Source organism: Streptomyces sp. NPDC023838 (genome assembly GCF_040639555.1).
In the GTDB taxonomy this organism is placed as follows: Bacteria; Actinomycetota; Actinomycetes; order Streptomycetales; family Streptomycetaceae; genus Streptomyces.
Window position 1 is genome coordinate 57593 of sequence record NZ_JBFAAD010000016.1, and the last position, 22866, is coordinate 80458.

Annotated in this window: 22 protein-coding genes; 15 read left to right on the forward strand and 7 right to left on the reverse strand. The window is 72.6% G+C overall.

Annotated elements, in window-relative coordinates; all coding sequences use genetic code 11:
- The first annotated feature begins 114 nt into the window (after positions 1-114).
- The 5 genes from rpsA to AB0G17_RS20520 all read left to right on the forward strand — a co-directional run bounded on the left by rpsA (position 115) and on the right by AB0G17_RS20520 (position 4467).
- Complete coding sequence (gene rpsA / locus AB0G17_RS20500) at positions 115-1623, forward strand: 30S ribosomal protein S1 (RefSeq protein WP_101387822.1); 1509 nt, start codon at positions 115-117, stop codon at positions 1621-1623.
- Positions 1624-1922: 299 nt separating this feature from the next.
- Positions 1923-2861 (forward strand): PAC2 family protein, encoded by a 939-nt coding sequence (locus AB0G17_RS20505; protein ID WP_361384387.1) that lies wholly within the window; start codon positions 1923-1925, stop codon positions 2859-2861.
- Positions 2862-2939: 78 nt separating this feature from the next.
- Positions 2940-3542 (forward strand): dephospho-CoA kinase, encoded by a 603-nt coding sequence (gene coaE, locus AB0G17_RS20510; protein ID WP_361384390.1) that lies wholly within the window; start codon positions 2940-2942, stop codon positions 3540-3542.
- A 67-nt stretch (positions 3543-3609) separates the two neighbouring features.
- Positions 3610-3996 (forward strand): DUF3592 domain-containing protein, encoded by a 387-nt coding sequence (locus AB0G17_RS20515; RefSeq protein WP_361384393.1) that lies wholly within the window; start codon positions 3610-3612, stop codon positions 3994-3996.
- A gap of 93 nt (positions 3997-4089) precedes the next feature.
- On the forward strand, positions 4090-4467 hold the full coding sequence (locus tag AB0G17_RS20520; protein WP_361384396.1) for a tetratricopeptide repeat protein: 378 nt from the start codon (positions 4090-4092) through the stop codon (positions 4465-4467).
- Between the two features lie 51 nt (positions 4468-4518).
- Here AB0G17_RS20520 and AB0G17_RS20525 read toward each other — a convergent pair whose 3' ends face one another.
- On the reverse strand, positions 4519-4779 hold the full coding sequence (locus AB0G17_RS20525; protein WP_361384681.1) for a DUF6343 family protein: 261 nt from the start codon (positions 4777-4779) through the stop codon (positions 4519-4521).
- A gap of 121 nt (positions 4780-4900) precedes the next feature.
- On the opposite strand from AB0G17_RS20525, the gene AB0G17_RS20530 reads away from it, so the two are divergent.
- Positions 4901-5827 carry an acyltransferase domain-containing protein gene (locus tag AB0G17_RS20530; protein WP_361384399.1) on the forward strand — a complete coding sequence of 309 codons (927 nt, stop codon included), beginning with the start codon at positions 4901-4903 and terminating at the stop codon, positions 5825-5827.
- Positions 5828-5867: 40 nt separating this feature from the next.
- Here the strand turns inward: AB0G17_RS20530 and AB0G17_RS20535 are convergent, their stop codons facing one another.
- The gene (locus tag AB0G17_RS20535; RefSeq protein WP_361384402.1) at positions 5868-6287 is read right to left on the reverse strand and encodes a hypothetical protein; all 420 of its coding nucleotides are present in this window, start codon (positions 6285-6287) and stop codon (positions 5868-5870) included.
- Between the two features lie 299 nt (positions 6288-6586).
- On the opposite strand from AB0G17_RS20535, the gene AB0G17_RS20540 reads away from it, so the two are divergent.
- The 5 genes from AB0G17_RS20540 to AB0G17_RS20560 all read left to right on the forward strand — a co-directional run bounded on the left by AB0G17_RS20540 (position 6587) and on the right by AB0G17_RS20560 (position 14825).
- On the forward strand, positions 6587-7900 hold the full coding sequence (locus AB0G17_RS20540) for a lipase (protein WP_361384405.1): 1314 nt from the start codon (positions 6587-6589) through the stop codon (positions 7898-7900).
- A gap of 77 nt (positions 7901-7977) precedes the next feature.
- The gene (locus tag AB0G17_RS20545) at positions 7978-9027 is read left to right on the forward strand and encodes an alpha/beta hydrolase (protein ID WP_361384408.1); all 1050 of its coding nucleotides are present in this window, start codon (positions 7978-7980) and stop codon (positions 9025-9027) included.
- A gap of 16 nt (positions 9028-9043) precedes the next feature.
- Positions 9044-10564: a carboxylesterase family protein gene (locus AB0G17_RS20550; RefSeq protein WP_361384411.1), complete on the forward strand. Its 1521-nt coding sequence runs from the start codon at positions 9044-9046 to the stop codon at positions 10562-10564.
- Positions 10565-10663: 99 nt separating this feature from the next.
- A complete protein-coding gene (locus tag AB0G17_RS20555) occupies positions 10664-13525 on the forward strand; it encodes a DEAD/DEAH box helicase (protein WP_361384414.1) in 2862 nt (953 codons plus the stop codon).
- 76 nt (positions 13526-13601) lie between these two features.
- On the forward strand, positions 13602-14825 hold the full coding sequence (locus AB0G17_RS20560) for an SWIM zinc finger family protein (protein ID WP_361384417.1): 1224 nt from the start codon (positions 13602-13604) through the stop codon (positions 14823-14825).
- Between the two features lie 19 nt (positions 14826-14844).
- Here the strand turns inward: AB0G17_RS20560 and AB0G17_RS20565 are convergent, their stop codons facing one another.
- Positions 14845-15498 carry a DUF2293 domain-containing protein gene (locus tag AB0G17_RS20565; RefSeq protein WP_361384684.1) on the reverse strand — a complete coding sequence of 218 codons (654 nt, stop codon included), beginning with the start codon at positions 15496-15498 and terminating at the stop codon, positions 14845-14847.
- Between the two features lie 72 nt (positions 15499-15570).
- The gene (locus tag AB0G17_RS20570; protein ID WP_361384420.1) at positions 15571-16782 is read right to left on the reverse strand and encodes a pyridoxal phosphate-dependent aminotransferase; all 1212 of its coding nucleotides are present in this window, start codon (positions 16780-16782) and stop codon (positions 15571-15573) included.
- Between the two features lie 127 nt (positions 16783-16909).
- Between AB0G17_RS20570 and AB0G17_RS20575 the strand changes: the two genes are divergently transcribed.
- Positions 16910-17569 carry a helix-turn-helix domain-containing protein gene (locus AB0G17_RS20575; protein WP_361384423.1) on the forward strand — a complete coding sequence of 220 codons (660 nt, stop codon included), beginning with the start codon at positions 16910-16912 and terminating at the stop codon, positions 17567-17569.
- Between the two features lie 183 nt (positions 17570-17752).
- On the forward strand, positions 17753-18394 hold the full coding sequence (locus AB0G17_RS20580; protein ID WP_361384426.1) for a uridine kinase: 642 nt from the start codon (positions 17753-17755) through the stop codon (positions 18392-18394).
- A 157-nt stretch (positions 18395-18551) separates the two neighbouring features.
- Here the strand turns inward: AB0G17_RS20580 and AB0G17_RS20585 are convergent, their stop codons facing one another.
- The gene (locus AB0G17_RS20585; protein ID WP_361384687.1) at positions 18552-19445 is read right to left on the reverse strand and encodes a PfkB family carbohydrate kinase; all 894 of its coding nucleotides are present in this window, start codon (positions 19443-19445) and stop codon (positions 18552-18554) included.
- 173 nt (positions 19446-19618) lie between these two features.
- Positions 19619-20524 carry a pseudouridine-5'-phosphate glycosidase gene (locus AB0G17_RS20590; protein WP_361384429.1) on the reverse strand — a complete coding sequence of 302 codons (906 nt, stop codon included), beginning with the start codon at positions 20522-20524 and terminating at the stop codon, positions 19619-19621.
- A gap of 196 nt (positions 20525-20720) precedes the next feature.
- Between AB0G17_RS20590 and AB0G17_RS20595 the strand changes: the two genes are divergently transcribed.
- Complete coding sequence (locus AB0G17_RS20595; RefSeq protein ID WP_361384432.1) at positions 20721-21110, forward strand: cupin domain-containing protein; 390 nt, start codon at positions 20721-20723, stop codon at positions 21108-21110.
- Between the two features lie 32 nt (positions 21111-21142).
- Here the strand turns inward: AB0G17_RS20595 and AB0G17_RS20600 are convergent, their stop codons facing one another.
- Positions 21143-21721, reverse strand: coding sequence for a methylated-DNA--[protein]-cysteine S-methyltransferase (locus AB0G17_RS20600; RefSeq protein WP_361384435.1), 579 nt, complete (start codon positions 21719-21721; stop codon positions 21143-21145).
- Between the two features lie 277 nt (positions 21722-21998).
- Here AB0G17_RS20600 and AB0G17_RS20605 point away from each other — a divergent pair, with 277 nt between their 5' ends.
- Complete coding sequence (locus tag AB0G17_RS20605; protein ID WP_361384438.1) at positions 21999-22859, forward strand: MHYT domain-containing protein; 861 nt, start codon at positions 21999-22001, stop codon at positions 22857-22859.
- Positions 22860-22866 lie beyond the last annotated feature (7 nt).

The following is a 22866-nucleotide window of genomic DNA, read 5'->3' on the forward strand; positions in this document are numbered from 1 at the left end:
CTCCGGTTCGCCGGGTTGGGCGTTTCCTAGGCTGTCCGGCTTCTGCAGAGGCGATACGGGCTTTCGGCGTAGCAGTACCTACGACTTCATGTCCGTACCGGAGCCCTTTCCCACATGACGAGCAGCACCGAGACCACCGCCACCACCCCGCAGGTTGCGGTCAACGACATCGGTAACGAGGAAGCCTTCCTCGCCGCGATCGACGAGACGATCAAGTACTTCAACGACGGCGACATCGTCGACGGCGTCATCGTGAAGGTCGACCGGGACGAGGTCCTGCTCGACATCGGTTACAAGACCGAAGGTGTCATCCCGAGCCGCGAGCTCTCGATCAAGCACGACGTCGACCCGAACGAGGTCGTCAAGGTCGGCGACGAGATCGAGGCCCTGGTTCTCCAGAAGGAGGACAAGGAAGGCCGCCTGATCCTCTCGAAGAAGCGCGCTCAGTACGAGCGTGCCTGGGGCACCATCGAGAAGATCAAGGAAGAGGACGGCATCGTCACCGGTACCGTCATCGAGGTCGTCAAGGGTGGTCTCATCCTCGACATCGGCCTCCGTGGCTTCCTGCCGGCTTCCCTCGTCGAGATGCGCCGCGTCCGCGACCTCCAGCCCTACGTGGGCAAGGAGCTCGAGGCCAAGATCATCGAGCTGGACAAGAACCGCAACAACGTGGTCCTGTCCCGCCGTGCCTGGCTGGAGCAGACCCAGTCCGAGGTCCGTCAGACGTTCCTCACCACCCTCCAGAAGGGTCAGGTCCGCTCCGGCGTCGTTTCCTCGATCGTCAACTTCGGTGCCTTCGTGGACCTGGGTGGCGTCGACGGTCTCGTCCACGTCTCCGAGCTGTCCTGGAAGCACATCGACCACCCGTCCGAGGTTGTCGAGGTCGGCCAGGAAGTCACCGTCGAGGTCCTCGACGTCGACATGGACCGCGAGCGTGTCTCCCTGTCGCTGAAGGCGACGCAGGAGGACCCGTGGCAGCAGTTCGCCCGTACGCACCAGATCGGTCAGGTCGTCCCGGGTAAGGTCACCAAGCTCGTTCCGTTCGGTGCGTTCGTGCGCGTCGACGAGGGCATCGAGGGCCTGGTCCACATCTCCGAGCTGGCCGAGCGCCACGTGGAGATCCCGGAGCAGGTCGTCCAGGTCAACGACGAGATCTTCGTCAAGGTCATCGACATCGACCTCGAGCGTCGCCGGATCTCGCTGTCGCTGAAGCAGGCCAACGAGTCCTTCGGTGCCGACCCGGCGTCGGTCGAGTTCGACCCGACCCTGTACGGCATGGCCGCGTCCTACGACGACCAGGGCAACTACATCTACCCCGAGGGCTTCGACCCCGAGACCAACGACTGGCTCGAGGGCTACGAGACCCAGCGCGAGGCGTGGGAGGGCCAGTACGCCGAGGCGCAGCAGCGCTTCGAGCAGCACCAGGCCCAGGTCATCAAGTCCCGCGAGGCCGACGAGGCCGCCGCTGCCGAGGGCGCTGCCGCCCCGGCCGCCGGTGGCAACGCCGGTGCCGGTATCTCGGGTGGTTCGTACTCCTCGGAGTCGGACGACAACTCCGGCGCCCTGGCGTCGGACGAGGCCCTGGCTGCCCTGCGCGAGAAGCTGGCGGGCGGCCAGAGCTGACGCTCTGACCCCGGTCGGTAGATAGCCGAAATGTAAGGCCCGCTCCCCAATGGGGGGCGGGCCTTACATCGTTCTGCTGGCCCTTACGTCCCGCAAGGCCACCCGGCGTCACCCGGGCGGGCGGCGGTGACCGGGAGGACGAGCGCCTGGGCATGTCAAGGTCCGGACCAGCGGCCGGAAATTGGCGGACGGGGACGCGTACCGGCCGTTGTGAGAACAGCATGTGAAAGGCACGCGCGCGGGAATGCCGTTGTCCGATGGGGCGTTCTTCCCTACGAACACGAGGAGGAGCGGTAATCGTGCTTGATCCGCAGGGTTTGTACGAATGGGAGCCGAAGGGCCTCGCAGTCGTCGACATGGCGCTCGCGCAGGAGTCGGCCGGCCTGGTCATGCTGTACCACTTCGACGGATACATCGATGCGGGTGAGACCGGCGAGCAGATCGTCGGGAAGCTGCTGGACAGCCTGCCCCACCAGGTGGTGGCCCGCTTCGACCACGACAGACTCGTCGACTACCGCGCCCGCCGCCCGCTGCTGACCTTCAAGCGGGACCGCTGGGCGGACTTCGAGACCCCCGCGATCGAGGTGCGCCTGGTGCAGGATGCCACGGGTGCGCCGTTCCTGCTGATGTCCGGCCCCGAGCCGGATGTGGAGTGGGAGCGTTTCGCCGTCGCCGTACGGCAGATCGTCGAGCGCCTCGGCGTACGCCTTTCGGTCAACTTCCACGGCATCCCGATGGGCGTTCCGCACACCCGCCCCGTCGGCATCACCCCGCACGGCAACCGCACGGACCTGATGCCGGGTCACCGCTCGCCCTTCGACGAGGCGCAAGTTCCCGGCAGCGCCGAGTCGTTGATCGAGTACCGGCTGATGGAGGCCGGACACGACGTCCTCGGCGTGGCCACGCACGTCCCGCACTACGTGGCGCGGTCGGCCTACCCGGACGCTGCCCTGACCGCCCTGGAGGCGATCACGGCGGCCACGGGCCTGGTGCTGCCGAGCGTCGCCCACAGCCTGCGGACCGAGGCGCAGCGTACCCAGACGGAGATCGAGCGGCAGATCGGCGAGGGCGACGAGGAACTCGTCACGCTGGTGCAGGGACTTGAGCACCAGTACGACGCGGTCGCGGGCGCCGAGACCCGGGGCAACCTGGTCGCCGAACCGTCGGACCTGCCGTCGGCGGACGAACTGGGCCGCGAGTTCGAGCGGTTCCTCGCGGAGCGCGAGGGAGACCTGTGACGGTGGGGCGGCGACCCCGGTAATGGCCGCAAGGCCCTGGAACCGACGGCATGAGCGGCATCCCCTAGGCTGCCGCTCATGCTGAAGGTGGGCCTGACCGGCGGAATCGGCGCCGGCAAGAGCGAAGTGTCGCGCATGCTCGTCTCGTACGGGGCGGTGCTGATCGACGCCGACAAGATCGCCCGAGAGGTGGTCGAGCCCGGAACCGAGGGGCTGGCAGCGGTGGTCGAGGCGTTCGGCGCCGGGATCCTCGCGGCGGACGGCACCCTCGACCGGCCGGCTCTGGGGGCGATCGTCTTCGCCGACCCGGCCAAGCTCGCGATCCTGAACGGCATCGTCCACCCGCTGGTCGGCGCGCGCTCGGCGGAGCTGGAGGCGGCCGCGGGCCCGGACTCGGTGGTGATCCACGACGTCCCTCTGCTGGCCGAGAACGGCTTGGCCCCCCTGTACGACCTGGTGGTCGTCGTCGACGCCGCGCCCGCCACGCAACTGGAGCGGCTGACGCGGCTGCGCGGCATGGCGAAGCCCGAGGCCGAGGCCCGGATGGCGGCCCAGGCGACCCGCGAACAGCGGCTCGCGGTGGCGGACCTCGTCATCGACAACGACGGCCCGCTCGAAGCGCTGGAACCGCAGGTCAGGAAGGTGTGGGGCGAGCTCCTGGAGCGGGCGGTCACCCGCTAGGCCGGGCCGCCCGGCGGGAAGTCTCAAACGCGCGCACCGCCCCGCCGCCCGGGATTACGATCCCGATGTGCTCTTCGTACTGGCGGGTTTCACGGTCTTCGGCGGGCTGGTGGCGCTGCTGGCCGGTGCGTACGGGCTGCGCGAGACCCGGCGCATCGCGGCGGCGGGCGCCGCCGTCTGGGCGCTGGTCAAGCCCGCCCCGCCCGGTTCCGGGCGCCCGCTCCTCCAGTACGAGACGGCCGACGGCCGCGTCCTGGAGCTGCCGTCCCCCGTGCCGCCCACGCGCCGTGAGCCGCTGACCCCGGGCGACCGCGTCCGCCTCTCCTACGACCCGGCCGACCCGCGCGAGGTCATTCTGCTCGGTGGGGAACGAACGGGCCTGGACCGTACGTTTGTAGCGGCAGGAGCCGCCGTACTGGCCGTGGGTCTGATCCTGGCGGTGGCCGCGCTGTGAGCGTGCCTCGCACTCCGTGACGGGCGGAATGAATACGGAATACGGGAACTGGGCAGTGCGTTGTCAACGCGCAGCGAGGGAAAGGACTCGACCGTGGCCGAGAGCACCCCGGAAACACACGTGATCGACTTCCGCGCGGCGGAGCAGCTGCTGGCTGCCCGTGACCCTCGCGGCGCGGTGAAGCTCCTCGACTCGGTCGTCGCGGCCCACCCCGAGAACACGGCGGCCCGCCTCCTGCGCGCCCGCGCGTTCTTCGCCTCGGCCCAACTGCGTGCGGCGGAGCTGGAGTTCCAGCTGGTCCTGGAGCGGGAACCGGACAATGCCTTCGCCCACTTCGCCCTGGCCCGTACCTACGAACGCACGGCCCGACCCGACCAGGCGGTCCGCCACTTCCGCCTCGCGGCGGCGCTGGACCCGAAGCCGGAGTATGTGCAGGCGGCGCGGTTCGACGTGGGCGACGACGAGGTGTGACGACGCGTGACGTGACGCCGCCCAGTGGCGCCTCACGCCACCCAACAGCGCTTAACGCCGCCGGGGCGGCTCGTACGGGGGGACGTCCGGGCCCGGCTGGTAGTGGGGGCCCTGGTGGATGTGGTGGATGATCATGCCGAGGTCGATCGTGATCACCAGGGCGAGTGCGGCGCACGCGGCCATCCAGCCGGGGCGGCCCTCCAGGGCGAAGCCCGCCGTGCCGCCGAGGGCCCAGATCAGCCCCCACACGCTCAGCCAGAACCGCATCCGCAGGGGACTGCGCGCGGTCGTGGGCTCACTCCCAGTGCGCATGGTCATCGCCTCTTCCAGGGGAATTTTACCCACTGGGTGGCTGGATATGGCTGTCCGATGAGCCGTGGTTTGTGCGCCAATCCCCGATTCCCGCATTCCGGTGCCACATAGGGTGACGCGCATGGTGGACGAGGACGCGCTGTTACCGGTGGGGGACGAGCTGCCCGAGGTGCTGCTCGACCTCGCCGTACCGCACGAGGACATCAATGAACTGGTGCGGATCGCAAGGCAGTCGGTGGGTGATTCGGAAGTCGGTGGGCTTCTGGCGGCGTCCGTCAGGGCGCTCGTACAGGACATCGGGACCGTGGGATTTCAGCCTGAAATGCCCGCGATTTCCGACGGGTTGGGCGGATCGGCGGTTGTCCGGCGGCTCTTTCCCGTCCTGGTCCTGCTCGCCGCACTGCCGCATACGCGCGCGTACCACGACGGACGCGCCGTGCCCGGCGACATTGCCCGTCGCACTCTCGCTGACCTCGGACGCCACATGGCCGTTCACCGCAGGCGCTACGGGAACGCCGGTCTGGTGCTGCCGCGCTGGCTGTGGCCGCACTTTCGCGGGGAGCTCTACCAGTTGGGACGGTTGCAGTTCCAGCGTGCCCGGCTCGGGCAGCGCACCGGTGAGGCGGTGCGGGCCGCCGGGCTGCCGCTCGGGCCCGGTGACGCCTGCCTCAGCATCCACATCCCGGACTTCCGGGGGCCGTTGAACCCGCAGGCGTGCGACGCTTCGCTCGCGCTGGCCAGGGACTTCTTCGCGCTCCACTACCCGGAGGAGACCTACCGGGTCGCCGTCTGCCACTCATGGCTGCTCGATGCGCAACTGCAGAAGTACTTGCCCGAAGAGTCCAACATCGTCCGCTTCCAGCGCCGGTTCCACACGCCCTATCGGGCAACCGAACCGGACGACAATCTTCCGGTCTTCTTCGTCTTCGGAGACCCGGACCTGCCCGTGGAGGCGCTGCTCCAGCGGACCGCCGTGGAGCGCGCCGTCGCGGGCCATCTGCTCGCGGGCGAGCACTGGTACCAAGGACACGGGTGGTTCGAGCTGTGACCGGCCTGCTCCGGACGCCGGGCCCGCGCCCCGCCCGGCGTCAGTGCACGAACGCGTAGCTGCGCCAGGGCAGGGTGTTCGGCGCGATGTTGTCCCCCAGACGGCTCGGGATGTACGCCATCTCCTTGCCCCGGCAGTTCAGCGTCCGGTACACGCGAACGTCCGTCAGCGTGTTGTTGAGGACGGCCGTGGCGCCTGTCGGGCCCATCCGGTGGCAGCCCTTGATCGGCGGGCTGCTGATCTTGACGACACGTTCCGCCGCGGTCGCGTACGAGAAGGTGCCGACCGCCGTACGGCCGAAGGCGGAGCAGGCCGCGGTGGCGAGCGTGAGCAGCGCCGCCCCGGCGGCGAAGCCGAGCCGCCGCCTGACGGACGCCGCACGCCCCCACGAGGACCGCCCCGAAGAGGACGGGGAAGGTTCTGACGGGCGCGGCGCGAGCGGGGACACAGGCACGGGCATGAGCGGTCCTCGTCTGTACGGTGACGGCGGTGGTACGGCGGTCAGTACCGTCACCCTGCCCGGTGCACGCCACCCGGGCATCCCGTGCGCGGCCGGCCGGGCGATGTCACCCTGGCACCCCCGAGCCACCGGCTCGCACATGCCCGGCCCCACATGCGCCGTCCGTCTTATGTGGCGCGCACACATCCCCCACCCAGGCACCGCCTGCCTAGCGTCTTGGTCGCAGCCAGAATCAGCCCAGGCAAGGGGGCCCGGACGTGCGTAGCAGACACCGTGGGGGATGGAGAGCGGCGCTGGCCGTGACAGCGGCGCTCGGCGCGCTCCTGTCGGCGGGAGGCACCGCCACAGCCGGAGATGCCGCCGCCGCAAGCACCGCCATCGCCCGAGAGACGGCCACAGGGGGCAGCGACGCGACCGCCGCCCCGCCCCCGTACCTCGCCCTGGAGGCCGCCTACGGCTCCGGCACGGTCACCAACGGGTGGGAGAAGGTCGAGCGCTACCGCGACACCACCACGGGCTTCCAGGCGGCCGCCGCCGAGGGCTACCCGCCGGACGGGCGTGGCAACCAGGACGGCGTCCGCGTCACCTACTTCGGTGGCGTCGCCCGCCCCACCTCCGACCGCTTCCTGCTCTACTCGGCCCCCGGCTGGAACACCGGCGCCAAGGCCACCCCGGTCCTCCTGGTGCACGGCGCCAACGACACCGCCGACCGGGCCTGGGCCAACCCCGGCGAGTCCGGCGGCTACGGCTGCGGCGCCCTTTCGTGCCCCTCGACCGGCCTGATGCAGTACCTGGCGGCCCGCGGCCACCGGGTCTTCGCCATCGGCTTCGCCCACAAACAGGGCGACAACCTGATGCAGGCGCAGGCCGTCGGTGACGCGGTCGCCCTCATCAAGGCGAAGCTGGGCGTCGGCCAGGTGGACCTGGTCGGCTGGAGCAAGGGGGAGCTCTCCACGCGCGCGTACGTGTCGTCCCTGAAGCCCTCCTGGGGCCGCGCGTACGCCGGTGACGTACGGAAGCTGATCACGCTCGGCGGCCCCAACGGCGGCTTCGACTACCCGTACGCCCACGGCTGGGCCCATGACTTCTCCATCTGGCCGGAGTGCGGCGGCAAGATCAACGCGCCCTCCCCGCACTCCCGGATGACCTGCTACGGCACGTACACGGCGCACCCCGAGTTCTCCATGACGCCGTCCGGGGGCTACGACGACTACCCCGGCCAGCGGCAGATGCTGGCCCGCTGGGACGGCGTGTACGGCGTCGACCAGTCGGCCCAGGACTGGTACACCACGTACTACGGAGGCCAGGGCTTCTACACGGCCGGTGACGGGATCCAGCGGGCCATCGACACGGGCTCGCTCGTCGCCCCGCTGCAGCGGGCCGGAATCCCCGCCTCCGTCACCACGTACCTGATGGCGGGCGGTTCACCGGACGTCATCGGCATCTTCAACGAGAACCGCGGGCCCAGTGACGGCGTGGTCTTCATCTCCAGCGCGCTCGACACCACCGGCGTCGCCACGGTCGGCGGCAAGGCCACCGTGACGGGCGCCAACCACCTCGAACTCGGCTGGAACAGCGCCTCACAGGCCCAGGTCGCCGCCTGGCTGGCCTGAGCCGGGCCGTTGTCGCCCCCGAGCCGACGTCTGAAGCCGACGCCGAAGTCGAACCCCCGAAGCCGAAGGACGGCCGTATGTCCACCCTCACCGCACGCCGGGTACCGACCGCCCGGCTCACCCAGCACATCCTGGAGGACGCCTCCAGAGGCGCGGGCGAACCGGTCGTCTTCGTGCATGGCAACGTCTCGTCCTCCGCCTTCTGGCAGGACGCGATGCTCGCCCTGCCCGAGCGCTACCGGCCGATCGCCGTCGATCTGCGCGGCTTCGGCGGCACCGACCCGCTGCCGGTCGACGCGACCCGCGGACTGAGCGACTACGCCGACGACTTGATGGCGCTCCTCGAGGCTCTTCATGTGGAGCGCGCACACTTCGTCGGCTGGTCCATGGGAGGCGGGGTGGTGCTGCAACATATGCGGGACCGGCCCGCCATGGTGCGTTCGGTGACACTGGTCAATCCGGTCTCCCCGTACGGCTTCGGCGGCACCAAGGGCGTGGACGGGCGGCTCAACTCGCCGGACGGCGCGGGCTCGGGCGGCGGCACCGCCAACCCCGACTTCGTGCGGCTGCTGGCCGAGGGCGACCGCGGCGAGGAGTCACCGCTCTCGCCCCGCCGCGTGCTCGCCCTCTGCTACGTCAAGCCCCCGCTGCGGCCGGAACGGGAGGACGAGTACGTCGAGTCGATGCTCAGCACCCGGCTCGGCGACGACCACTACCCCGGGGACAGCAGGCCCTGCGAGACCTGGCCAGGCACCGCCCCGGGCACGCGCGGGGTGCTCAACTGCCTCGCCCCGACCCACTTCCGCCTCGACGACCTGCACACCGCCCTCGCCGGGCTCACCGCCAAGCCACCGGTGACCTGGGTGCGCGGCGAGGACGACGTGATCGTCTCCGACACCTCGCTCTTCGACCTCGCCCATCTGGGCTCGATCGGCGCGGTGCCCGGCTGGGACGGCACCCCGGCGCAGCCGATGATCGCCCAGACACGGCACGTTCTCGCCCTTTACGCGCGCGTGGGCGGCAGGGTACGAGAGGTGACGGTGCCCGGAGCAGGGCACGCGGTGCACGTCGAACGTCCCCAGGAGTTCGGCGAAGCCCTGCTGAAGACGCTGGCCGAAGGGGTCTGAGACACAGATGGAACCCATGCAACCCAGGGGACCCAGGGAACCGGGGCAACCGGCTGCGACGCCTGTGTGCGCGACCCGGCAGGGCGTGGTGCGCGGCCGGACCGGCAGCGACGGGGTGACGTCCTTCCTCGGCATCCCGTACGCGGCACCGCCGTTCGGCCCGCTCCGCTTCCGCGAGCCGGCCCCGGCGGCCCCCTGGGAGGGCGTACGGGACGCCTTCGCGCACGGCCCGTCCGCGCCCCGGGCCCCGTACGCCCCGCCGATGGACGCCCTGATCCCGGACGCCGACGGCGGGCAGGGCGAGGACTGCCTCAACCTCAGCGTGTGGACCCCGCACCCCGGCCCGGGCGGCCGCCTGCCGGTGATGGTTTGGCTGCACGGCGGGGCGTTCTCCAACGGCTCGGGGGTGGGGCCGGCGTACGACGGCACCGCCTTCGCGCGCGACGGCGTCGTCTGCGTGAACGTCAACTACCGCCTCGGTACGGACGGTTTCCTGCGGCTGCCGGGCAGGCCCGACAACCGCGGGCTGCTCGACCAGATCGCCGCCCTGGAGTGGGTCCGCGACAACATCGAGGGCTTCGGCGGCGACCCGGACCGCGTCACCGCGTTCGGCGAGTCGGCGGGCGGGATGAGCCTCGGCGTCCTGCTCGCGCAGCCACGCGCGCGTGGGCTGCTGCGCCGGGTGGTCCTGCAAAGCGGCGCCGCCCACCACTTCCTGCGGCCCGCCACGGCCGACCTGATCACCGCCCGCCTCGCGGCCGAGCTGGGCATCGAGGCGACCGGGACGGCGCTGACCGACGCGTTCGCCCGCGTCCCCTTCGGCGACCTGCTGCCGGCCCAGGCCGGGCTGCGGGCCGAGATGGGCGCCCGCCCGGACCCGGCGCTGTGGGGCGAGGCAATCCTCAACATGATGCCGTTCGAGCCCGTCCTGGACGCGCTGCCGCTGCCCGCCGCCGACTGCGGGGTGGACCTGCTCGTCGGCAGCAACCGCGAGGAGTACCGCCTCTTCCTGGTCCCCACCGAGCGGCTGCACCTGCTGAGCGAGCGGAAGCTGCGCGCGACGACCGAGGCGTACGGGCTCGACCCCGACAAGGCGCTGCCCGTCTACGCCGGGGGCCGCCCCGGCGCGGCCCCCGGCGAGCTCTTCGACGCCGTCGCGACCGACTGGTTCTACCGGATCCCAGCCATCCGCGTCGCCGAGTCCGTTCCCGGCACGCACGTGTACGAGTTCGCCTGGCGCTCTCCGCAGTACGGCGGTCTGCTCGGCGCCTGCCACGGTGCGGAGCTCGGCTTCGTCTTCGACAACCTGCGCGACCCCGTGTACGCCCCGATGCTCGGCGACCGGCCGCCGCAGGACCTCGCGGACGCGATGCACGGCGCGTGGGTGGCTTTCGCGACGACCGGCGACCCGGGCTGGGACGCCTACGACCGGGAGACCCGTACGACGATGGTCTTCGGCGCCTCCCCGGACGCCCCGACCGAGCTGGTCCGGGACCCGCGGGCGGCGGAACGTGCCTTGTGGGAGGGGGTGCGCTGAGGCGGCGGTGCCCGATTGTCAGACCCCGCCCGTAAGGTCGTAGAAGTCGCGGATCGCATGCTGATCCACGGCCCTACGCACGAGGGGAGGTGACCTGACATGACGCAGCCCGAGCGGACGACGGCGCCCGCGCCGCTGCCCGGCGTGTCCGCGGCCGCGGTGTTCCTGCCTGCGGGGCTGCCCCGCGAGGGCAAGGTCGCCTTCTGGGACCCGGCGGGCGGCCCGCTCCCCGGGGCACGGACGGCCGACTCAGGCGCACGGGCCCCAGGGGACGCCGGCGCGGGCGAGGTCACCGAGCTGACCGTGGTGCGGCGCCAGGGCAGCGGCGCCGGGCGGCGTACCGTCGCGGCCCGCCTGCTGCCCATCACCGAGGCCCTGCCCCTGCTCGTCCGGGCGCGGCACCACCCCGCCGCTCACCCCGCGGCCGCCTGCTGGGGCGCCGCCGCGCTGCACGCCCTGCACCTCGTCGCGCGCGGCAGGCTGCTGCCCGGGCTGACCGGGACCGATCACGACGCCTGGCGTGCCGGCCCGCTGGACGCCGACGACATCGCCCAGCTCCGGGCCATCGCCGCCGCCATGCCGCACGAGGCGTACGGAGTCCCGCTGCCGGGCCACGGCCCGCTGCGGCTGCCCGACCCCGAGGCGCTGGTGCGCGCCTTCCTGGACGCCGTGGCGGACAGCCTGCCGCGCACCCCGGCTGCCGCCCACGCGGTCGGCCCCGCGTTCGCGGCGGCCGCGCCCCAGCACCTGCCCGGCGCGCGCGTGTGGGCGGCGGAGGCGGCGGCGGGCATGGACGCGGGCGTACGGGTGTCCCTGCGCCTGGATCTGTCCGGATACGGGACGTTCGACAGCGACGACGACGAGGACGCGCGGCGCGCGGGCTCCGCGATCGTCCAGGTCCACAGCCTCGCCGACCCCACCCTGGTCATCGACGCGGCGGGCCTGTGGGCGGGGGAGCGGTCCGACGCGTTCGGCCCGCGCGCGCGGATCGACGCCCTGCTCGCGCTGCGACGGGCCGCCCGGGTCTGGCCACCCCTGGGCCTCCTGCTCGAACGGTCGGTGCCGGATGTGCTGCCGCTCACCGAGAGCGAGCTGTACGACCTGCTCGGCGCGGCCGCGACCCGCCTGGACGCGGCCGGGGTCGCCGTCCACTGGCCGCGCGAGCTGGCCCGCACCCTGAGCGCCACCGCTGTCGTACGGCCCGCGCCGGGCTCGGCGACCGACGGCACGGCCTTCTTCGACGCCGGGGAACTGCTCGCCTTCAACTGGGAGCTGGCGCTCGGCGGCGAGCCGCTCAGCCAGTCCGAGATGGACGTCCTGGCCGAGGCCCACCGCCCGATCGTGCGGCTGCGCGACCAGTGGGTGGTGGCCGACCCCGAGCTCGTACGCAAGGCGAGGAAGCGGGACCTGGGGCTGCTCGACCCCGTGGACGCGCTCTCCGTCGCGCTCACCGGCACCGCGGAGGTCGACGGCGAGACGGTCGAGGCGGTCCCGGCCGGCGCCCTGGCCGTCCTGCGTGACCGCCTCACCGAGGGCCCGCGGGCCACCGTCCAGCCCCCGGGCCTGGACGCCACCCTGCGCGACTACCAGCTGCGCGGCCTCGCCTGGCTGGACCTGATGACCTCACTCGGCCTCGGCGGCTGTCTCGCGGACGACATGGGCCTGGGCAAGACGATCACTGTGATCGCCCTCCATCTGCGCCGCGCGCGCCCCGAGCCGACCCTGGTGGTCTGCCCGGCCTCGCTGCTCGGCAACTGGCAGCGCGAGATCGCCCGGTTCGCGCCCGGCGTCCCCGTGCGGCGCTTCCACGGCAGCGCCCGCAGCCTGGCGGACACGGCGGGCGGCTTCGTCCTCACCACGTACGGCACGATGCGCGGCAGCGCTCCCCAACTGGCCGCACACACCTGGGGGATGGTCGTCGCGGACGAGGCGCAGCACGTCAAGAACCCGTTCTCGGCGACGGCGAAGGCCCTGCGCACCGTCCCCGCGCCCGCGCGGGTCGCGCTCACCGGCACCCCGGTCGAGAACAACCTCTCCGAGCTGTGGGCCCTGCTCGACTGGACGACGCCCGGGCTGCTCGGCCCGCTCAAGTCGTTCCGCGCCCGCCACGCGCGCGCCGTGGAGAACGGCGAGGACGCGCAGGCGGCCGAGCGCCTGGCGCGGCTGGTCCGCCCCTTCCTCCTTCGGAGGAAGAAGTCCGACCCGGGCATCGTGCCCGAGCTGCCGCCCAAGACGGAGACCGACCACCCGGTCCCGCTCACCCGCGAACAGGCCTCGCTCTACGAAGCGGTCGTCCGGGAGGCCATGGCCGAGGTCGAGGCCGCCGAGGGCATCGCCCGACGCGCCCTGATCATGAAGCTCCTGACGGCCCTGAAGCAGATCTGCAACCACCCGGCGCAGTACCTGAAGGAGACCGCGCCCCGGCTGCACGCCCGCTCCGGCAAGCTCACCCTCCTCGATGAACTGCTCGACACGATCCTGGCCGAGGACGGCTCGGTCCTCGTCTTCACCCAGTACGTGGCGATGGCCCGGCTGCTCTCCACGCACCTCACCGCGCGCGGAGTCCCCTCCCAACTCCTGCACGGCGGAACGCCGGTGGCGGAGCGGGACCGCCTGGTGGACGCGTTCCAGTCGGGCGAGGTCCCGGTCTTCATCCTCTCCCTGAAGGCGGCCGGCACCGGCCTCAACCTCACCCGGGCGGGCCACGTCGTCCACTACGACCGCTGGTGGAACCCGGCCGTGGAGGAGCAGGCCACCGACCGCGCCTACCGCATCGGCCAGACCCAGCCGGTGCAGGTCCACCGTCTGATCGCCGAAGGCACCGTGGAGGACCGCATCGCGGAGATGCTCGCCGCCAAGCGCGCCCTGGCCGACGCGGTCCTCGGGTCCGGTGAGAGCGCCCTGACCGAACTCACCGACCGTGAGCTGGCGGACCTCATCTCCCTGCGGAGGGGAGCATGAACACCCACCGGTTCCGCACGCGCGCGTGCCCAACAGCCCACGCCGCCGGCCCTGCTGCTCCCGAGAGGAGGCCCGTATGAGTCCGCTCCCGGCCACCCGGTACGACGACCGCCGCCGCACCTTCCCGGCTCTGGGCGCCCGTTCGGAGCGGACGGGCACGTGGTGGGGCGAGGCCTGGGTCGACGCGCTGGAGGACCTGGCCCTGGACCCGGCCCGGCTGGCCCGGGGCCGGACGTACGCGCAGGCGGGCCATGTGGACGCGATCACCATCACGCCCGGCCGGATCACCGCGTACGTACACGGCTCCCGCCCCCGTCCCTACCGCACGGAACTGCGTCTGCGCACCCTCCCCGAGCAGGCATGGGAGGACTTCCTGGACACGGCGGCACAGGACCCCGCCCACATCGCGGCGCTGCTCGACAAGGACCTGCCGCATACCCTCGCCGACCAGGTCGACCTGCTCCCCGCCTCCGGCGACCTGGTCCCCGACTGCTCCTGCCCCGACGACGGCTACCCCTGCAAGCACGCGGCGGCGCTCTGCTACCAGACCGCCCGCCTCCTCGACGAGGACCCGTTCGTCCTCCTGCTGATGCGCGGCCGCGGCGAGCAGGAGACGCTCGCCGCGCTCACCCGCCGCAACACCGCCCGGATGGCGGTGGAGCGCGAGGCACCCGTGCCCCAACTCCCCACCGTCGCCGCCCGGGACGCCGTCCGGGCCGCGTCGCGGCCCGAGCTGCCGCCCCCGTTCCCGCCCCCGCCGCACGCGGGCCACCCGCCGGCCTTCCCCACCCTGCAGGGCGCCCCCGACCCGCTCGCGCTCGACCTGCTGGCCACCGAGGCGGCGGCCCGGGCGCACGCCCTGCTGACCACCGGGGAGGACCCGATCGCGTCCCTGTCGACGTGGCAGGACGCGGTTCGCCTGGCAGCGGCCCACCCGGGCTCCGGCGTGACCTCCACGACCCGGGCGCTGTACGCCGCCCTGTGCCGGGCAACCGGCCGCACCACCACCGATCTGGCCCGCGCGGTGGCCGCCTGGCGCCAGGGCGGACTCGCGGCGCTCTCCGTACTGGAAGACCCCTGGGACCCTCCGGCCGGCCCGTTCGACCGCGCCCGCCCCGCCTTGACGGCCGCCGGCCACCCCGGCTTCCGCCCCTGGCGCAACCACCTCTCCACGGCGACGACCCAGCTCCGCTACGGCCGCGACGGCCTCTGGTACGCGTACGAGTCGGACCCGGGCCGCGAGGACTGGTGGCCCCGGGGGATACCGGGTGCGGATCCGGTGGAGGCGGTCACGCGGTGACACCGTCGGCGTGCCGGGGTCACCGTTCCCGCCCCGCGGCCCACGCCGCCAGGACCGCCTCGATCCGTGCCGCCACCCGCGCCCGGGCCCGGTTGCGCGGCACCCTGGCCATGAGGAGCTCGTCGTAGGGCGTGTCCAGGTGGCGTACGGACGCGCGGACCGCGGCCGTCACCGCGGCCTCGTCCAGGGCGCGGCCCGCCGCGCTGCGGCCCACGCGTCCGCTGCCGCGCACCGAGGTGTGGACGGCGACGTCGTGGGCCCGTTCGGGCGGGCAGCCGGGGAAGAGGCGCAGGATCTCGGCCTCCAGGGCCGCGGTGAAACGGACGTCCTCGGCGGCCCGCCGGAGCGCGTCGCGGGCGCGGCGGCGCGCGCGGGCCTTCGCGTCGGCCAGGCAGCGCTCCTCGGCGACGGTGAGCGCCGCCTCCTCGACGAGCACGCCCTGGCGTTCGTACCGGCGCCGACGGCGGTTGAAGCGGATGACGACGGCCGACAGCGTGCTCTCCTCGCGGGCGCGGCGCGTCAGGGCGGTGTCGCCGCGCGGCAGGAACACGAGGTGCCCGAGGTCGGCGCAGTCCAGGCAGCGCGGGGCGCCGGTGTCCAGGACGAGCCGGGGGAGCGGGCCCTGGTCGCAGTCGGCGCAGCGGTGCCGTCGTCTGGGTTCTATGACGAGAATGGGTCGCCTCCCTCTCCCGCAGCCCCCCTGCCCTGCCCTGCCCTGCCCCGCCCCGGCCCGGTGCGAGGTCTCCTACTGCCGGTACCCGCTCAGAAAACGCCCGATGCGGCTGATGGCCGCGTCCAGGTCGTCCGCGTGCGGCAGCGTCAGGATGCGGAAGTGGTCCGGGCGCGGCCAGTTGAAGCCCGTACCCTGCACCACCTGGATCTTCTCCCGCAGCAGCAGGTCAAGGACGAACTTCTCGTCGTCTTCGATCGGGTGAACCTTGGGGTCGATCCGGGGGAACGCGTAGAGCGCGCCCTTCGGCTTCACGCAGGACACGCCGGGGATCTCGTTGAGCTTCTCCCAGGCCCGGTTGCGCTGCTCGTACAGCCGCCCGCCCGGCGCGGTCAGCTCCTTGATGGACTGGCGTCCGCCGAGCGCGGCCTGGATGGCGTACTGGGCGGGCGCGTTGGGGCACAGCCGCATGGAGGCGAGCATGGTCAGCCCCTCCAGGTAGTTCCTGGCGTGCTGCTGGGGGCCGCTGACGACCAGCCAGCCGGAGCGGAACCCCGCCACCCGGTACGTCTTGGACAGCCCGCTGAAGGTGAGCACGACCAGGTCGGGCGCGAGCGCGGCGGCGCTGTGGGCGACGGCGTCGTCGTAGACGATCTGGTCGTAGATCTCGTCCGCGAACACCATCAGCTGGTGGCGGCGGGCCAGGTCGAGGATGCCCTCGATGACCTCCTTCGGATACACCGCGCCCGTGGGGTTGTTGGGGTTGATGATGACGACGGCCTTGGTGCGGTCGGTGATCTTCGACGCCATGTCGTCGAGGTCGGGGTACCAGTCGGCCGACTCGTCGCAGATGTAATGCACGGCCTTACCGCCTGCGAGCGTGGTGACGGCCGTCCACAGGGGGAAGTCCGGTGCGGGGATGAGGACTTCGTCGCCGTCTTCGAGCAACGCCTGTACGGCCATGGAGACCAGCTCGGAGACGCCGTTGCCGAGGAAGACGTCGTCCACGGAGACGTCCGGCAGACCCATCGCCTGGTAGCGCTGGGCGACGGCGCGGCGGGCCGAGAGGATGCCGCGCGAGTCCGTGTAGCCGTGGGCCTGCGGAAGCATCCGGATCATGTCCTGGATGATCTCCTCCGGCGCCTCGAAGCCGAAGAGCGCCGGGTTGCCGGTGTTGAGGCGCAGCACGCTGTGGCCCGCCTCCTCCAGCGCGTTGGCGTGCTCGATCACCGGGCCGCGGATCTCGTAACAGACCTCGCTCAGCTTGCTCGACTGCCGGAACTCCATGCCGTGGCCCTCCCGCGGTGCCCAGATCTCTCTGGCGTGACTCGTGGCGCGACTCGCCCGTGCTGCTCCACTTGGTTTTACCAAGTATGAGCTTGGAAAGTCCAACAACTTGTCTAGACTGCGTCGTATGCCACGTCAGCCACGCCGTCGAAGTTACGACCAGTACTGCGCCGCTGCCCGCGCCCTCGATGTCGTCGGGGACCGGTGGACGCTGCTGATCGTCCGGGAACTCCTCGCGGGACCGCGTCGTTATACAGATCTGCACGCAGATCTGCCGGGTGTCTCCACGGACGTGCTCGCCTCCCGGCTCAAGGACATGGAGCGCGAGGAGCTGGCCACCCGCCGCAAGCTGCCCCCGCCGGCGGCCGCGACGGTGTACGAACTGAGCGCGCGCGGACGCCAGTTGCTGCCCGTGCTGACCGCCCTCGCAGCGTGGGGCGCGCCGGAGCTCGCCGAGCGGCGGCCCACCGACGCCGTGCGCGCGCACTGGTTCGCCATCCCGCTGATTCCAGTGCTGCGCCGCCTTCCGCACGCCCCGGCGGTCCTCGACGTACGCCTGGACGAGGGTGAGTTCCACGTCCGCACCGGCGGGGAGGGAGTCACGGGCGACGGCGTCGCGGTGTACGGGGATGGGCCCGCGCCGGACGCCGACGCCCGGCTCGTCCTGGACGCCGACACCTGCCGCGCACTCGCGGAGGGCACGCTGACCATCGAGGAGGGCGTCAAGGACGGGCGGATCGAGGTGACGGGCGAGGGTCCGGTCGCGGCGGCGCTGCGGGGCGAGTGACGGCCTGCCGCGGCGTGTCCGCAGGGTGCGCCGCCGCGTGCGCCTGCCCGATACCTGAGGCGCGGCGGTCGCGTCCGCCCTGGCACGCCGCCGCGTGCACCTGCCCGCCACTTGAGGCGCGGGCGGTCGCGTCCCGCCCGGGCCCGCCGTCGTATCGGCTGGAGCACCCCGCATCATGGAGCCGTGCGACTCGAAGCGATCACGTGGGAACGGCTGACCGAGGCCCTGGCGGAACGGGCCGTGGACGCGCAGTCCGAGGGCGGCGGCCCCTGGCTGCGCGTCGGCGTCGACGGAGCACCCGCGGCCCGGCCCGGTGAGCTGGCGCAGTCGCTCGCGGAGGCGCTGCGCGTACGGGGGCGTTCGGTGCTCGTCCTGTCCACGGAGGGCTTCCTGCGTCCCGCCTCGCTGCGCTTCGAGTACGGCCGCGAGGACCCGGACACGTACTTCGACGGCTGGTTCGACACCGCCGCGTTGTGGCGCGAGGTGTTCGACCCGCTGGAGGCCGACGGCAGCGGCCGCGTGCTGCCCGACCTCTGGGACCCGGTGACGGACCGGGCGACGCGGAGCGAGTACCGACTCCTCCCGAAGGGAGGAGTGCTGTTGGTGCACGGGCCGTTGCTCCTGGGGCGCTGGTTTCCCTTCGACCTCACCGTTCACGTCCGCCTCTCGCCGGGTGCGCTGCGGCGGCGTACGGAGGAGGGCGCCCGGTGGACGCTCTCCGCGTTCGAGCGGTACGAGGAGGAGGTGCGGCCCGCCGAGGCCGCCGACGTCGTTGTGCGCGCCGACGACCCGAGGCATCCGGCGTGGAGCGGCACGGTCCGCTGAGCACTCGGCTGGAAGCGCGGTGGTTCAGCCACGGGTGCTGTGTGGCTGGTCGAGCCCACGCGGCGGAGCCGCACATGTCACAGCGCCACGTCCCTTTCGGGCGCCGCGCCTGTGCGGCGGGGCGGCGCGCGGGACTTTCACGCGCCCGCTCAGCGCATCAATCCGGTGGTACGGGCGGCCGTCCGCCCACCACCGTCACCGCCTCCGTGCCCGCCCGGCAGCCTGCCGCCGCCGCCTCGGCCGGGTCCGCGCCCGCGAGGAGGGCGGCGAGGAAGCCGCCGGTGAAGGCGTCGCCCGCGCCCGTCGAGTCGACGGCGGCCGCGCCGGGCGGTGGGGCGGCCACCCGGGCGACGACCTCACCGGCCACCGCCACCAGCGCCCCGGCCGCCCCGAGCGTGACCGCGACCAGCGGGAACCTGCGGCTCAACTCCACTGCCGCCCCGGCAGGTTCGGCAAGCCCGGTGAGTAACCGTGCCTCGTCGGCGTTGGGAAGCAGCACCTCCACGCCCTCGGCCGCCGCCAGGAAGCGCCCGACGCCGAGCTCGGCCAGGAATCCCGCCGACGCCGGGTCCAGGCTCACCGGAACCCCGGCGTCCAGCGCCGAACGGCAGGCGGTGAGGGCCAGTTCGCGGCTCACCTCGGCGAAGAACAGATAGCCGGAGAGGTGCAGCCGGCCGATGCCGTCCAGGAACGCGGGGTCCCAGTCGACGGGGGATATGCGCAGCACGGCGCCGCTGTCGGTGAGGAAGGTGCGCTCGGCGGTCGCGGTGTCGACCAGCGAGACGACGGTGGCGGTGGGCGCCTCCGGGTCCGGGACCAGCAGCGGCCGTACGCCCGCGCGCCGCAGCCGACGATCGTGCCAGGCCAGCGCGTCGCTGCCGACCCGGCCCAGGACGCGCACGTCCGCGCATCCCGAACGCGCGGCCCAGCAGGCCGCGTTGGCCCCCGCGCCGCCCGGTACCGTACGAATCTCCGCCGCCGTGTCCGTGGCGGCGGCCAGCGGCCCGTGATGCCGGGCGACCACGTCGGTCACCACGTCCCCGACGACCAGGAGGCCACGGGGCGCGCGGCTCCCCGGACCTGGGGTGCCGTCGGCCGGACCCGGCTCCCTTTCGGCGGCTCCACCCCGCCCGGCGGCCGCGTCCGACCTGCCCCCGGCGGCCCGATCTGCCCCAGCCCGCCCATCCGTCTCGGCGACCGCCCCCGCCCCCTCAACCCCATCCCTCACAGCGCCGCCGCGATCGCCGCCGCCAGCCGTACGTTGCCCCGCACCGCCGCCACGTTCGCCTCCAGGGACGCCCCGCCGGTGTGCCGCACCAGGTGGTCGAGCAGGAACGGGGTGACGGCCTGGCCCGTGATGCCCTGCTTCCGGCACGCGTCCAGAGCCTCGGCCAGCACCCGGTCGTGCAGCTCCGGATCGAGCTGTTCGGCCTCCGGCACCGGGTTGGCCACGATCAGCGCCGAGTCGGGGCCGATCGCGTCATGGGACCGCAGTACGTCGGCGGCCTCCTGCGGGGTCCGCACCGTCCAGTCGACCGGCTCGCCGGAATCGGCCAGATAGAACCCGGGGAAGCGGTCCGTTCCGTAGCCGATCACCCCGATGCCCAGCGTCTCCAGCCGCTGCAGCGTCGCCGGTACATCGAGGATCGACTTGACCCCCGCGCACACCACCGCGACCGGCGTACGGGCGAGGAGTTGCAGGTCCGCCGACTCGTCCTGGGTCTCCGTCCAGCCGCGGTGGACACCGCCGAGCCCGCCGGTGGCGAAGACACGGATGTCCGCCCAGTGGGCCAGGTACGCGGTCGCGGAGACGGTGGTGGCGCCGCTCGCGCCCAAGGCCAGCGCCATCGGCAGATCGCGGTGGCCGAGCTTGCGCAGACCGCCGCCCGCGACCCGCTCCAACTGGTCCTTGTCCAGGCCGACATGGGGACGCCCGTCCAGCACCGCGATCGTGGCGGGGACGGCGCCCTGGGCCCGTACCAGTTCCTCCAGCTCCGTCGCCACCCGCAGATTGCGCGGGCGCGGCAGTCCGTGCGCGATGATCGTGGACTCCAGAGCGACCACGGGACGCCCCTCGGCCAGGGCTTCCCGCACCTCTTCGGACACCTTGAGTACGTCGTCGTAGGACATGCACCATCCCTGGCGCGCCCGCGCACCGCGTAAACGTCCCGTCGGCGATCACCTGTGCGAGGCGCGCGGAGGCGGCGGCCGCGAGGCCTACGGGGCCCGCCCCCGCGACCCACTCACCAGGAGTCTGCTCCCGCTCGGCGGTCCCGGCCAGAGGCGGTGTCGAGGACGTCGCGGGACATGGCTAGATTGGCGCGCCATGACGACCAGTGATCACATCGAGAACCCTTCCGTTGTCGAGGCCGCACCGGCCTCCTTCGTTGTCCACATCCCGGACGCCGAGCTGGAGCCCGAGCCGCTGGACCCCGACCAGATCGTCTCGGGCACCCCCGAGGTCACCGGCAAGGTCCTCTGGGAGTCGCCCGACGGCAAGCAGCTGCGCGGCATCTGGCAGATCACTCCCGGCGTGGTGACCGACACCGAGGCCAATGAGCTCTTCGTGGTGGTCAGTGGGCGGGCGACCGTCGAGGTGGCGGGCGGCGACACGCTGGAGATCGGCCCCGGCGACGCGTGCGTGCTGCGCGAGGGCGACCGTACGACGTGGACCGTGCACGAGACCCTGCGCAAGGCGTACCACATCAGCCTCTAGCGCCTCGTGGCATACGGCCCGGCCCGGAGTGCTCAGAACAGCGGCTGCGGCAGCACCCCTTCCAGGGCGAGCAGCCGCCGCTTGGTCTCCAGGCCGCCGCCGAACCCGCCGAGCCCGCCGTCGCTCTCCACCACGCGGTGGCAGGGCACCACGACCGGCAGCGGGTTGGACCCCATCGCGGCGCCCACCGCCTGCGCCGCCCGGGGCTGGCCGACCCGGTCGGCGAGGTCGCCGTACCCCACCACCGTTCCGTACGGAACGGTCGCCTCCAGCTCGTGGAGCACCTGGCGGTTGAAGCCCGAGGAGAGCGACCAGTCCAGCGGCAGCTCGAAGGCGCGCAGGTCACCCGCGAAGTACGCCTCCAGCTGGCGTATGGGCTCGGCCAGCGGGCCCGTCCCGCCGGGGCCGGCGGGCGCGGGCTCGGCCCCCAGCCGGGCCGCCAGGCCGCGCAGCGCCTTGTCCCGGACCGCCTCCCGAGCGTGGAAGACCACGTTCACCAGCCCCTGGTCGGTCGCGGCCAGCAGCAGAGGGCCGATGTCGCTGCCGACGACCGCCCACACCACCCGCTCCGGCCCCCGCGGGGCCCGCTCGAACTGCTCATCGCTGTCCATGTCGCCACCGTACGACCCGGCACTGACAACGCCCTCCGGCCCGGCTCCGGGCCCCGGTCCGTCCGGTCACCGGAGTGCCGGTCGCCGCCCATCGGACGGGCGCGGCCACGCTCACGGAACCGCCCGAAACGGACCCCCCGGATCCGGGGTGTCGACAAAATGGCGTGAAAATGTTTGCCTGTCGCTCGGCGAGCCTTAATGTCGCCCCGAACCAGGGCCTCCGCGACAGCAGTCGGCCTCTTCAGTCGGTAGTCGGTACGGGGTGAAGGGCACGGATATGCACGGGACGGTCGACGGCTTCACCTACGGCCTCGTCACGCCAGTCGTGGCGTTCCTCATGGCCTGTCTGGGCGGCGCGCTCGGGCTGCGCTGCACGGCCAGGTCCCTGCGGGCCGACCGGCCCTTCAGAGCGCTCTGGCTGGCGCTCGGCGCCACTTCCATAGGCTCCGGGATATGGACCATGCACTTCATCGCGATGATGGGCTTCACGGTCCGCCAGGAGGTGCTGAGCTACGACCGGACGATCACGTTCGCCAGCCTGGGCCTGGCCGTCGTCATGGTCGGCATCGGCATCTTCATCGTCGGCTACCGGGGTGCCACACCCATGGCCCTGGTCACCGGCGGGACCATCACCGGGCTCGGCGTGGCGTCGATGCACTACCTCGGGATGGCCGGAATTCGCCTGCACGGTGAGTTCGCGTACAACACCCTCACCGTCAGCCTCTCCGTGGTGATCGCGGTCGTCGCCGCCACCGCCGCCCTCTGGGCGGCCGTCTCGGTCAACGGTTTCCTCGCCAGCCTCGGCGCCAGCGTCGTCATGGGCCTCGCGGTGAGCGGCATGCACTACACGGGCATGGCCGCGCTCAGCGTCCATCTGCACGAGGGCGCGGGCACCGCCGCCGGGGACTCCTCCGCCACCGTGCTCGCGCCGATGCTCATCGGCCCGGTCGCGTTCCTGGTGCTCGCGGGCGTCGTCGTGATGTTCGACCCGCTCGTGGTGATGGGCAAGCCGGAGTGGGAGAAGCGGCCGCCCCGCCCGGCGCCCGTTCCCCGCCACCTCCCGTCGTTCCCCGAGCGGACCGACTGGGCGACCCCGCACCGGCCGGGAGAGGGCTCCTCGTCGCCGCACGACTGGTGATCCGGGG